Origin of the sequence: Nocardia sp. NPDC058499, assembly GCF_042719915.1 — a bacterium.
GTDB lineage: Bacteria > Actinomycetota > Actinomycetes > Mycobacteriales > Mycobacteriaceae > Nocardia.
Window position 1 is genome coordinate 1 of record NZ_JBHXMZ010000026.1, and the last position, 11,564, is coordinate 11,564.

At 65.9% G+C, this 11,564-nt stretch carries 11 protein-coding genes; 5 read left to right on the forward strand and 6 right to left on the reverse strand.

Annotated elements, in window-relative coordinates; genetic code table 11:
- Window positions 1-61: 61 nt before the first annotated feature.
- The 3 genes from ACFWPH_RS34165 to ACFWPH_RS34175 are packed head-to-tail and all read right to left on the reverse strand — an operon-like array spanning window position 62 to window position 3,192.
- Complete coding sequence (locus ACFWPH_RS34165) at window positions 62-382, reverse strand: hypothetical protein (RefSeq protein ID WP_378756444.1); 321 nt, start codon at window positions 380-382, stop codon at window positions 62-64.
- 24 nt (window positions 383-406) lie between these two features.
- A complete protein-coding gene (locus tag ACFWPH_RS34170) occupies window positions 407-2,452 on the reverse strand; it encodes a helix-turn-helix domain-containing protein (RefSeq protein WP_378756445.1) in 2,046 nt (681 codons plus the stop codon).
- 2 nt (window positions 2,453-2,454) lie between these two features.
- Window positions 2,455-3,192, reverse strand: coding sequence for a TnsA-like heteromeric transposase endonuclease subunit (locus ACFWPH_RS34175; RefSeq protein WP_378756447.1), 738 nt, complete (start codon window positions 3,190-3,192; stop codon window positions 2,455-2,457).
- Window positions 3,193-3,425: 233 nt separating this feature from the next.
- Between ACFWPH_RS34175 and ACFWPH_RS34180 the strand changes: the two genes are divergently transcribed.
- Both ACFWPH_RS34180 and ACFWPH_RS34185 read left to right on the forward strand, forming a co-directional pair.
- Window positions 3,426-3,941: a gamma carbonic anhydrase family protein gene (locus ACFWPH_RS34180; RefSeq protein WP_378756448.1), complete on the forward strand. Its 516-nt coding sequence runs from the start codon at window positions 3,426-3,428 to the stop codon at window positions 3,939-3,941.
- A gap of 172 nt (window positions 3,942-4,113) precedes the next feature.
- Entirely contained in the window at window positions 4,114-4,299 is a 186-nt protein-coding gene (locus ACFWPH_RS34185; RefSeq protein ID WP_378756449.1) for a hypothetical protein, read from the forward strand.
- 62 nt (window positions 4,300-4,361) lie between these two features.
- Here ACFWPH_RS34185 and ACFWPH_RS34190 read toward each other — a convergent pair whose 3' ends face one another.
- Window positions 4,362-5,606 carry an FAD-dependent oxidoreductase gene (locus tag ACFWPH_RS34190; RefSeq protein WP_378756450.1) on the reverse strand — a complete coding sequence of 415 codons (1,245 nt, stop codon included), beginning with the start codon at window positions 5,604-5,606 and terminating at the stop codon, window positions 4,362-4,364.
- Between the two features lie 261 nt (window positions 5,607-5,867).
- Here ACFWPH_RS34190 and ACFWPH_RS34195 point away from each other — a divergent pair, with 261 nt between their 5' ends.
- Window positions 5,868-6,458 carry a TetR/AcrR family transcriptional regulator gene (locus tag ACFWPH_RS34195; RefSeq protein ID WP_378756452.1) on the forward strand — a complete coding sequence of 197 codons (591 nt, stop codon included), beginning with the start codon at window positions 5,868-5,870 and terminating at the stop codon, window positions 6,456-6,458.
- Between the two features lie 70 nt (window positions 6,459-6,528).
- Entirely contained in the window at window positions 6,529-7,152 is a 624-nt protein-coding gene (locus ACFWPH_RS34200) for a TetR/AcrR family transcriptional regulator (protein ID WP_378756453.1), read from the forward strand.
- Between the two features lie 5 nt (window positions 7,153-7,157).
- Here the strand turns inward: ACFWPH_RS34200 and ACFWPH_RS34205 are convergent, their stop codons facing one another.
- On the reverse strand, window positions 7,158-9,203 hold the full coding sequence (locus ACFWPH_RS34205; protein WP_378756454.1) for an Eco57I restriction-modification methylase domain-containing protein: 2,046 nt from the start codon (window positions 9,201-9,203) through the stop codon (window positions 7,158-7,160).
- Window positions 9,204-9,340: 137 nt separating this feature from the next.
- On the opposite strand from ACFWPH_RS34205, the gene ACFWPH_RS34210 reads away from it, so the two are divergent.
- Window positions 9,341-9,844 (forward strand): HXXEE domain-containing protein, encoded by a 504-nt coding sequence (locus ACFWPH_RS34210; RefSeq protein WP_378756455.1) that lies wholly within the window; start codon window positions 9,341-9,343, stop codon window positions 9,842-9,844.
- 100 nt (window positions 9,845-9,944) lie between these two features.
- On the opposite strand, the gene ACFWPH_RS34215 is transcribed toward ACFWPH_RS34210, so the two are convergent.
- Complete coding sequence (locus tag ACFWPH_RS34215) at window positions 9,945-11,378, reverse strand: acyl-CoA carboxylase subunit beta (protein WP_378756456.1); 1,434 nt, start codon at window positions 11,376-11,378, stop codon at window positions 9,945-9,947.
- Window positions 11,379-11,564 lie beyond the last annotated feature (186 nt).

Genomic DNA, 11,564 nt, shown 5'->3' on the forward strand with positions numbered 1-11,564 from the left:
ATTTTTGGTCTTAAGCAAATCGATTATCGCAGGTCAGAGCACCCTTTCGCCAATTCCGGCACTACGTGCCGGAATTGCACGAACAGGGGAGGCTAACTCGATCACTGTCGCGATAGTTCTCACACATCACCTGATCGATTACCTCGAACGCGGCGCTGAGCTGCTGGGTCTTCACCACCGGCGGATTGGCATGCCATACGAAGCGGGCCTGCTTGTAATCTGCGAGTTCTTCCTGACCTAGTCGCGACATCTGTGCCCTGGTCAAGGCCTCGAACCGGGGCCGCGGCGGACCAGTGGCGAAAGCATCCCAGCCCTGCTTGCGAGACAACGGGAATCTGCGGGTGTCGTGTTCGGCAAGCCAGGCGGCCCAAGGGTTGCTCATCAGTCGAGCACCTCCAATCCGTCGCTATCGGGATGCTCGTCGTAATATTTGGCGAACACGTCCAGGTCGTCGTTCGCTTCGACCTGCGCGGCGCGCAGATCGCGTTCGGCGAGCATCTCCGCCACGCCCGGCACAGATGCGCGTTCGCGTCTTTCCTCGGCCCCACCGTGGGTCTGTGGTCCCGCCCGGCCCAGTGTCCTGGGTGGCGCGCTGGGAACTGAGGCGGCGGGCCAGGTTACGATCCCGGCGGGTTTCGACCTGCCCGCGGCTCCACTGTTCGAGTAGTTCCCGCACTGCCTTTCGAGGCTCGACGAAGCGGTTCTCGCGCAGAGACACTCGCTTCACATACTCAGCGGCGTCCTGACAGAACGGCTGGTGCAGAGCCGCTGCGTGGTCCCACGTCAGCGTATGCCACTGCGGCTTCACCGACTGCGACGGCCCGGGATCGGGGTCCCGGAAGTACACCTGCCGGATATCATGGACATCGACGAATATCGGCCATTTGCCTGCATATTTGCCCTTGTACGGGGAGAGGGTGTCGCGGTAGTCACCCAGGCCAGGGCCGTCGTAGACCCGGTCGTGGATCTGCACGCCCTCGTGCGTGATATGGCGCCACTGCACGTCGAGGAACTCGTAGGCCAGGTCGGGATTCGTCGGCAGCGTCAAGCCACCCGACGCGGCGACACCGATCTCGAAAACTTCGCTCGGCGACAGTTTCACGCCTGCACACTCCGGGATACACAACCCGGTATGTCGCGAGCGGTGATACACCGACCCCACCCACTCGCGAAGGATCTGCTCCAGCTCACTCACGTAATAAAAGGCCTGGCCCTCCACATTCAACCCGCGGGAAGCGATGTCAGGCCCTTTGTATGCCGGCAGGTATTCGAGTAAGCCCTGCCGCAAGGTACGGAAGAATCTCTCCAGTGCAGGCTTATCGGTGGGTTTCCTCGGGATCGCCGGCTGGACGTTGATACCGAGACGTTGGCAGGCGCCGAGGACATGCGCCGCCATGTACTGGGCACCCCGGTCATAGATCACCGATTCCGGCAAACAGGCCAGCAAGTCACCCGTATGCCACACCTTCAACGGCGAGATGTCCTCATGACCGACGAGCACTGTCCCCGGAACACCGTGGAACGGCCAGATACCGCCCTCGGCAGCAAACTGCGGCGAAACGCACTGGAACAACACGTTGGCGACGTCGACCGACTTCGTCGAGATCGGCGACAACCGCAGGCCGAGAATGCAACGGCTGTACAGATCCATCGCCACGGTCAACTGGACCCGAACCCACCGCAGCGTGACAGGCTCCATCGCAAAGACATCCAGGTCATTGGTATCGAGCACCACATACTCGCCCGGACGCGTCGCACGCAGTCGCCCGTACGGGGTGCCCGGCCGGTTGGCGACAGACCGGCGTGCCTTGGCATTTCCGAAGGAGTACTTGCCTTTCGACAGCTCCTTTACCCGCCGGTACGCTGTCGCCTGCGACGGAACCCGGACCGCTTCGGACCCGTGCTCGTTCTGGAGCCGGACAGCGGTGGCTTCGATAATGGCGCCCTTGGACGGCGTCGACCGGTTCGTATACTGCCGTAACTCCGCCAGACACGCCTCATCCCACAACGGGTCCACACCACGACGCGTACTTCTCACAATCCTCGAATCGACCAAGCCTACGGTGCCCGCGGTCTCATAGGCCGACAGCCAGCGCTGCAGCGTCCGCACCGACACCCCCAACTCGGATGCCAGCTTTCGGTAAGCCGGAGCGCGTTCCGACATCGGCACAGAACCGAGTTCACGCAGGCGCGCAGCCCGCTTTTCGAGTTTCCGCAGCTGTTTCGACTTCAGACTGGTCAGTATGACCCCGACCGGGACAGCGCGCGCTGGATCTGAAACGGGATCGGACTCCACCAGCCTGGCAATCCGCGCCAGTTCGCCGATCTCCACCCGCATGACCTCATCAGCGGAAACCAAAACCACAGTCCCACCATCGAACGACTGCACTGTCCAGCTACGCCCAGCGATCCACACTGTTACACCGATCCCGAGCTGCATCGTCGATGTCATGACTACCCCTCTCGCCTCCTCACTACCGACGAGCTGGCCAGAGGTCGGGTGAGGTCGGCCACCCACCGCCCGTGCCACAACATCGCCGAAATACACAGATCAGGAACGCTGACCCGGGCATGGACGAGCTCGTCCCGTACCACACGCCACCGCCGGCCGGCCGGATCGCAGCGCGCGATCACCTCCATATCGCCCGCGGGGCGAAGAAATTGCCGCCGTGCGCGCCCGAGATAACGAATATTGGCCAATTCGACCTTGTCGCCTCCGCCCCATACCTCGTAACGCCACCCCTTGGCCGCGCACACCCGCGCGGTCCACCGCAACACCGCCGCAGCCTTCGGCTCCTGTTGGAACTTCGCGGGCTTGACATCGACCACGACGAACGAGCCCGAATCCAGCTTCAGCAGCAGATCGGGCACATGCCGACGAACAGCAGTACCATCGCGACCCCACAACCAGAACGGCTGCGCGGCCAACCACACGACATGCGGATCGAAATCAGCAAGCCACAGCCGGTCCAACTCCAGGCGGCTCTCGTAATGGTGCTGAGTCCCTGTGGTCGAGGACCAGAAGACGCCGGTGTAGTGCTTCTTCCCCGCCTCGGTATGGACCCGCCGCACCGGCCGCCCGTGCACCAGCAGCTCTGCGTCCGCTGAACGCACGTCCGTGTCCGCCCGGCCGAGCTCCTCGGTCGCGTAACTCAGTCCCACCTCCAGCACGGAGGGGATCCGCGCGGACACCCCTCCATGGTCTCACCTGCGACAACATATGAGAAGAGGCGACAAGTTACCGACAGAAACATGAGAGAACGACACGGCGAATGAGAATCTACAGCTGATGAGCGGTGGTTGCCGCAGCGCATGCTGCTCGTGAGTATTCGTCACGGGTGCTTATCGCTGGTCGTTTCCTACGCCGAGTTGACGCGCCCGCTCCCCGCGGACGAATCCGAAGGGGCTCGCGTTAGGTTGTCGTGATGCAGATCGAAGTCAGCGGACATCAGCCCGAGATCGACGATTCCGCGTGGATCGCGCCCACAGCGTGCGTGATCGGCAAGGTGAAGCTCGAGGCGCAGGCCAGCATCTGGTACAACGCGGTACTGCGCGGCGATACCGAGCTGATCACCGTCGGCGAGCGCAGCAATATCCAGGACGGCTGTGTACTGCACGCCGACCCGGGTTTCCCGACAACGGTCGGCGCCGGTGTTTCGGTGGGCCATAACGCGATCCTGCACGGTTGCACGATCGAGGACGACTGCCTGATCGGTATGGGGGCGACGGTGCTCAACGGCGCGGTGATCGGGCGCGGCAGTTTGATCGCGGCCAATGCGCTGATCCCCGAGGGGGCGCAGATTCCTCCGGGTTCGCTGGTGGCCGGTGTGCCCGGCAAGGTGCGCCGGGAGCTCACCCCCGAACAACAGCGCGGGCTCGAGCTCAACGCGATGGTCTACCTGCACCATACGTCTGAGCATCGAACCGCGAAGGAGCTGTGAGACGCGACCCTCGGACACTTCTATGGACAAGCGTCCAGTTGGTTACTGATATTATGGAACCAACGTATCCGGGGAGACGGGCGAGCTCGAAACCCGCTGTCCTGCCAGACGTCGGCGTTTCGGGCGAGTCCGAGCGTGTAGGCACCCCAGGTGCCGGCAGGAGGTATGACGGGTGGCGTGTGAGCATTCCGAGGCGCGCCGGCCGAAGCGGCGGGTCAGTGTGGCCGATATCGCCGCGCAGCCGGGGGGTATCGAAGCGTTACGGCGCCGCGTGCACGAACTCCGCTCCAGCGGGGAAGATTTCGCGGCCAATGCGATAGAACGAGAGATGACCGAACTCGACCTGTCCACGGAGTGACCGCGCGCGACCGGACACAGCCTCGTCGCCACCCACTTCGATCCGGTCACCCCGCGAAAGAATCAACTCCGGGACGCAAACCGGCCGGTGACGGCAGCCGCGGAAGCATCCGGATCCGGCCGGTCCCGCAGCAGACGCTGGATCGGCCTGATCGCAACCTGGATGCTCACTACCCGCATTGCGATATCCCGCACAACCGCCAGAATCGAACTGCGCCGAAACATGAGACCGGCCAGATTGCGGGAAGTGTCCTGCGCAGCCTCGACCCGAGGTCGTTGCGAACTCTCGTAGTGCCGTAGCAACCGCTCGACGTTCCCCGGCTCCGCGTAGCGGAGCATGCGAGCGAGGACCCAGGCGGATTCCATTGCCATTCCCGCACCGATCCCCGCCGTCGGGAGAAAGCCGGCCGCCGCGTCCCCGAGCAGAACCGTGTGCCCGGTGGCCCAGACGGGGGCCCTGCAGTCGTTCAACGGCCAGTAGAAGGGGGCCGGATCGTCGACGACCGCGCGCAGCACGCGGTCGGTCCGCGAACTGATGGTCTTCAACCGCTTTCGGACGCTGTCCACGAACACCTTCGGGGATGCTTTCAGCTCTTCGCTCGGACCACCGAGGAACACACCGAGCTGCCCCAGCACCGGATAGACGCCGAGGAAGAACCCGGCGCCCCACAACTCCTCGCCCAGATCGCCGTCGGCATCCGGTGGCGCCCACACCACCCAGCCACCCCATGCGGTATCGACGACATCGACGCCCCGGTCGCCGAGGACCAGGTCGCGGGTCGCGGAATGGATACCGTCGGCCACGATGACGAGGTCGAATGCGAGCCGCAGATTTCCGCCAGGGGTATCGAAGCTCACTGTCGCCCGCTCGGGCGAGTCATCGAGCGCCGTGACGGTCGTCCCGTAGGCGACAGCACAGCCCTCGGCGGCGAGAACGTCCATCAGCTCGCCTCGCCCGATGCCCCGGTAGTCGCCGAACCGGTCGAGTACCGCCGCCATCGAGTCCTGCCGGAGCATTCTCCCGGTGTGCGAGCGGAATCCATAGCGTCCCAACGGGATACTGTTGTCGACGTAGACTTTCCGGACACCGAGGTCGTCCAGGGCCGCGTCGACCATCGGCATCAGCGCCAGCATGTATCCGGGATGCCCTTCGCCGTCCGCCCGCTCGATGAGCACCGGATTCCTGCCATCGCGCCGAAGCAGCTGCGCGATCGTCACGCCCGCAATTCCCGCACCGACGACAAGAATCTTCATATCGTCGTCCGCGGCGCGCGCGTACTGGTCCTCGACACCTACCGGCTTTCGCATACCGCCCTCCACTTCCCTGGAGCCGCCACTATTGGACCACTCAGTCCAATCTCAATGTAACAGCGTTTGGACCAGCCGGTCCAGTGCAGAGCGGAGCAGGGCGGGGCGGGGCGGTATCGGATCCGCCGGGCCGGAACTCTCGACCGTCCAGCCGTCGACCGCCGCGCTCAATTCCGCTGCCCGCAAGCCCGCAGGCGAGCAGGCGAGCAGGCGAGCAGGCGATTGTAGGATCCGGATATGCCGAAAGGTGACATCAGTCGAATGTCTGCGCAGCGACGCGAATTGCTCGTACGTACCGCCGCAGGCGAGTTCACCTCGGCCGGCTACGAACAAGCATCCCTCAACCGGATCATCGCGCGTTGCGGCCTGAGCAAAAGCTCCTTCTACCATATGGTCTCGTCGAAGCGTGAGCTCTTCGAGATCGTGGTAGGCGACCTCGCTGCCGCGTTGACCGTGCGGCTGAGCATCCCCGAACCCGAGGCGTTCGCCGGACCCGCGTTCTGGGATCGAATCGACGAACTCATCGGCCGGCTCGGCGAGCTTTCCCTCGGTGACGACGCCTTTCTCGCACTCGGCCGGTTGTTCTATCTTTCCGGCACACCGGATGCCACCATCACCCGCACCCTCGCCCGGATCGAAGAGTGGCTACACCGCGTCCTGCTCATCGGCCGCGATTCGGGCGCCGTACGCGACGACCTACCGGTGGCATTACAGAGCAGGCTTGTCGTCGCCGTTCTCCGTGCACTCGACGAGTGGTCGGTCCAGCACGCCGGTGCCATGGCGCCCGCCGAACTCGAGGAACTACTGCACGCCCAGGTCCGAACTGTCCGGCGGCTACTCGAGGCCGGTTGAGCCCGGTACCCCGTGGCGGGTACGGGTACGGAACCGAACCGGGAAAACAGTCCGATACAGTGGGGAAACCATGCCACTCGTACCGCCGATCCTGCAGCGCATCCTGTCCGAACCCTCCCCCGACAGCACGAAGGTTCTCGACAGCGCGCTTTCGGCGTTCCTGGACTTCGGAATCAAACGCACCAGTATGGGGGAGATCGCGCGGCGGGCCGGGATCAGCCCCGCCACCCTCTACCGCCGGTTCGAATCGAAGAACGATCTCGTCGAAGCGGTGACGGTGCGGGAAGCGCAGCGTTTCGTCGCCGAAATCGACGACCGGGTGCGCACGGTGGCCGGGTCCGAGGACCAACTGGTGGAGATCTTCGTCGCCTTCATCTCCGCCATCGCGGGCAACCCGCTGCTGTCACGGCTGCTGCGCACCGAACCGGATCTGGTGCTGCCCCGCCTCACCACCGAGGCCGGCCCGATCCTCGCCGTCGGCCGCACCTACCTGGCCGCGAAACTCCGCGAACTCGGCGACTACGGCGACAGCGCCGATTCCGACCCCGATCTGGTCGCCGAGATCATGGCTCGGCTGGCCCTGTCGCTGGCTCTCACACCCGACGGTCTCATCCCCATCGAAGACGAAGCGGCCGGACGGGAATTCGCCCGCCGCACGCTGCTGCCCATGGTTTCCGGCCCCACGGCCGGCTGACGTTCTCACAGCGCGAAAGCCCGGTTCACCAGCTCGTCCAGTTCGTGCTGCGCGGACGGCACAGGATCCGGGCCCTGCGCCAGCTCACGCACCAGGCGAACGATCGCGACCGCCGGCGCGGTAGCCGGATCCGGCAACGGCAACCGGGAAACGTACTGGGTGATCCAGCGGCGGCGACCGGAATACAGCCGGTTAGCGCAGACGGCGTCGTAGAACCGCACCCCCAGCGCCGAGTTCGCGACCCCCATCATCAGGCAGGCCAGCTCTTCGGCCGGGCATTCACCTTCCAGTTCGGCCAGCGAAATCCAGTAGCAGTCACCGTTGACCACCGCACCCGATCGGTCCAGCGCGAACCGCGGACGAGCACTGATATCCGGGAAGACCACCTTCGGCGTCCGCCACAGATGCGGCCGTTGCGGCACCCAGTGCTCGAACCATTTCCGGCCGGCGGCGGTGAGATAGCTCCGCGCGCTCAACACTTCCCGATGCTGTTCGAGATAGGCAGCGGTCCGCGGATAGTCCGTCAGATCCACCGGCATGCGGCGCGGATGGTCCAGATCGTACGGGTACAAGACCCGGGTGCGGCCTGTGCGCTCGACCCGCCACGGACGCAGGTCGTGGTGGGTGATGAGCCGGCACAACAGCTCCGGTTCGGTGTCCGGATCGCCCCAGTGCGCGGCGATGAACACGCGGTCCGCGTTGGTTTTGATCCCCACCCGGATACGCGCGAGATCGCCGAATGTCCGCCACATACGCGCCGACACCGCGTCGAGCCAGTCGTCCTGCCCTACCCGGGCCATCCGCCACCCCGCCGATGCCGAACCGGCCGGCACCGCCAGCTCTCCCACCGTCACCGCGAACCGCCGGCCCTGCCAGCGGATCGTCGCGTCGGTAGCCGCGCCCAACGCCTCGAACAGGTCCGTTTCCACGGCAACCGGCCCGAAATCCGCCGCGAGCCCGCCCGGCTCGCAATCCACCGAGCCCACGCCCTTTTCGCCCGGCGCCACGAAATTCTCCGCCCGCGGCACCGCGGGGCGCTGGATGCTGTTCGGTATCGGCCCACTCTCCGGACCGGGCGAAACAGGGGCCGCCCCGGCACCGGCACCGCCCGACCGGCATTCCCGGCCCGGCAATGCACCGCCGTGTGTCTGCGCCGCGGAAGTTCGCTTCGCCCCGACCGGTGTCACGCCCCCCGCCGGATTCGGCGTGCCGCGAGTCGGCGCGGCGACCGAATTACCCCCTCCGCTCGAGTGGTCCGACGGATTCGTCGGCGCAGTCACCGGAGCAGCGGCCTCGTCCACGCGGCGTTCTCCGACCGCGGGACTCACCCACAGGTCCGGACTTTCCTGGTAAACCGACACATACCGGCACCGGTCGCGTCCTTGCCCCTGGACCGCGATGGTCACCGCCGGCAGCACTGCGGCGTCGAAAAGTTTCGTATCGCCCAGGTCGTACAGTTCCACCGGCGCCAGTTCGCCCAGTAACACCGCACGCAGATTCGCCCCCGCCTTCGTGGTGAGAAACCGATTGGCGCACAGCAGGCCGAGTACCCCGCCCGGCGCCAGCAACCGCGGTATCGCTGCGACGAACGGGTGGGTGAGATCGAATCGGCCGCGCAACCCGAACTGTCCGCGTAATGCCTGCGCCGCTTCACCACCCAACTGCTGAGTCCGGACATACGGCGGGTTCGCGATCACCACATGGAAGGATCGTGCCCGCAGCGCGGTACAGCCGGCGAGGAAATCGGCCTGCCGCCAATCGACGGCGACCCCTGCCCGCGCTGCTCGCTCCCGCGCCACCTCCAGGCCCTCCGGGTCCACGTCGTAGCCCACCAACTCCACCGGCACCCCCGGCAGTCGTTCCGCGAGGGCGGCCCGGATCGCGAACAACAATTCCCCACCACCGCAGGCCGGGTCCAGCACCCGCAGCCCCGACTGCGGCGCCGCCACCCGCGCCGCCACCCGTCCGGCGAGAAACTCCGCCAACGCGGTAGGCGTGTAGTGCCGGCCGTGCCGTTTGCGCTCGCGAGCCCCCGCACCGTCGCGTCCCATGCGCGCATTCTCGTCCACGCGAGCCGCGAACCCGGTCATTTCCGGAATTGCCGACCACCGCCAGGGCGCGTATTGACCGCCGACCGAACTCACGATATATATTCATATTCGCATATGTACAATCGGGAGGCTGTTCGATGGTAGACACACACACCGGCACCCGCACGAACCTCGCAATGGAACCCGCGGTTGTCGGACCGCTCATGCTGTGGGCGCCGTTCGGGGTCTTCGTCATCCACACGCTCAAGGAAATGCCCGGCTTCCCAGGCTGGGTGAGCGAGCATTTCGCGCCGCTGACAACAGCGACGTTCGCAATCAGCCACATCCCGTTGATGCTGCTGGTGCTGCTGTGTTCGTGGCGGGCGACGCAACCGGACGCAGCGATCGGATGGACCGTCCTGGCAATCGCGTTCCAGTGGCAGTTCGCGGTCAACGCCGTGTTCCACCTCGGCACGGCGGCATGGTTCGGTGATTACTCACCGGGCATGGTCACCGCCGCCACCGTCGCCTTGCCGGCCACCGTGATGGTCTTCGCCTGGCAGCGACGTGAACGCTTGCTCACCACCGCACAAGTGGCTACCGCCCTGGGGATCGGCACCATCGTGGCCGCCGCCGCGATCGGGGTGTTGTTCCTGGGCTGACCCTGTCCTGCCGAACCGCTACCACAGTCCGGTCGCATACAGTGAGGGGCCCCGGAGCGTGGCTGCTCCGAGACCCCTCGGCAAGAGGACTTCTACCGCGTCACAACGGAATGTTCTTGTGGTGGCTCGGCCGTGCGGGAGCGGCGGCCAGGGCCGCGGCTATCACACTGCGGGTCTTCACGGGATCAATGACCTCGTCCACGACCCCGATGGACAACGCCCGCTCCACGCCGCCGGCGATGGCCTCGTGCTCGGCGGTGAGCCGTTCGTGCAGCGCTTCGCGCTCGTCGTCCGGCGCGGCGGCCAGGGCTTTCTTGTGCAGGATGCCGACAGCGGCCTTCGCGCCCATCACCGCGACCTCCGATCCCGGCCACGCGTAGACCGCGGTGGCGCCCAGGGAGCGGGCGTTCATCGCGATATAGGCACCGCCGTAGATCTTGCGGGTGACCAGCGTGACCCGCGGCACCCGGGCCTCGGCGAAGGCGTGCAGCAGTTTCGCGCCGCGGCGCACCACACCGTCCCATTCCTGGCCCACCCCCGGCAGGTAGCCGGGGACGTCGGTGATCACGATCAGCGGGATCCCGAAGGCGTCGCACAGCCGGACGAACCGGGCCGCTTTCTCCGCACTCTTGGAATCGAGGCAGCCACCGAGCCGCAGCGGGTTGTTCGCCAGCACACCGACGGTGCGCCCGGCGAGCCGGCCGAGGCCGGTGACCATGGAGCGGGCGTAACCGCCCTGCAGTTCTTCGAAGCTGGATTCGCCGTCGACGTTGTCGAGCAGTTCGTGCACGATCGGTTTCACGTCGTAGGCGCGTTTGGCCGATGCCGGCAGCATGGCCTGCAGATCGACATTGCCGTGTTCGGCGGCGACCGGGTCGAATTCGCCCTGTTCGGCGAACATCGAGACCAGGCGGCGCGCCCGGTGCACGGCGTCGGCTTCGTCGTCGGCGACGATATGGGTGACGCCGGATTTCTTGCCGTGGGTTTCGGGGCCACCGAGAGTGGCCATATCGACCTGTTCGCCGGTGACACTGCGCACCACATCGGGGCCGGTGACGAACACGCGGCCCTCGGGCGCCATGATCACGATATCGGTGAGGGCGGGCCCGTAGGCGGCGCCGCCGGCGGCGAAACCGAGTACCACCGAGATCTGCGGCACCAGGCCGGACGCGCGGACCATGGCCTCGAAGACCAGCCCGACGGCGTGCAGGGCCTCGACGCCCTCGGCGAGGCGGGCCCCACCGGAATGCCACAGGCCGACCACCGGCACACCGGAGTCGATGGCGGTATCGATGGCGTCGACGATGTGTTTGCAGCCCTCGACACCCATCGCACCACCCATCACGGTGGCATCCGAGCAGTAGGCGACGGTCCGCACACCGTCCACCTCACCGACCGCGGCGAGCACACCCGACTTGTCCCGCGGATGCAGCGGTAGCACCGTGCCGGGATCGAAGAAGCGTTGCAGCCGGCCGAGCGGATCGCGCGGATCTGTTTCGGTTTCCTGGTGGCGGGCCGGGGCCATGGTTGTCATCGCGTTCTCTCCTCGATGATGTGTGGCCGAGGCACGGGCCACAGGTGTCGATGCACGAAGCGGGGGGGGCAGGGTTGTCGGTGGGCCCCCTTTCGGTTTTTTCCCTCCTCTCCCCGGGCCTGACGGGCGTCCGGGCCCAACCCCAAGAAAATCCACCCTTTTCCCCCCACAACCACACCAAATCTT

What these genes read in the sequence shown, in the direction of transcription:
- ACFWPH_RS34165 (WP_378756444.1), bottom strand. Translation starts at nt 382, where the DNA reads ATGAGCAACCCTTGGGCCGCCTGGCTTGCCGAACACGACACCCGCAGA.
- ACFWPH_RS34170 (WP_378756445.1), bottom strand. Translation starts at nt 2,452, where the DNA reads ATGACATCGACGATGCAGCTCGGGATCGGTGTAACAGTGTGGATCGCT.
- ACFWPH_RS34180 (WP_378756448.1), top strand. Translation starts at nt 3,426, where the DNA reads ATGCAGATCGAAGTCAGCGGACATCAGCCCGAGATCGACGATTCCGCG.
- ACFWPH_RS34190 (WP_378756450.1), bottom strand. Translation starts at nt 5,606, where the DNA reads ATGCGAAAGCCGGTAGGTGTCGAGGACCAGTACGCGCGCGCCGCGGAC.
- ACFWPH_RS34195 (WP_378756452.1), top strand. Translation starts at nt 5,868, where the DNA reads ATGTCTGCGCAGCGACGCGAATTGCTCGTACGTACCGCCGCAGGCGAG.
- ACFWPH_RS34200 (WP_378756453.1), top strand. Translation starts at nt 6,529, where the DNA reads ATGCCACTCGTACCGCCGATCCTGCAGCGCATCCTGTCCGAACCCTCC.
- ACFWPH_RS34205 (WP_378756454.1), bottom strand. Translation starts at nt 9,203, where the DNA reads ATGGGACGCGACGGTGCGGGGGCTCGCGAGCGCAAACGGCACGGCCGG.
- ACFWPH_RS34210 (WP_378756455.1), top strand. Translation starts at nt 9,341, where the DNA reads ATGGTAGACACACACACCGGCACCCGCACGAACCTCGCAATGGAACCC.
- ACFWPH_RS34215 (WP_378756456.1), bottom strand. Translation starts at nt 11,378, where the DNA reads ATGACAACCATGGCCCCGGCCCGCCACCAGGAAACCGAAACAGATCCG.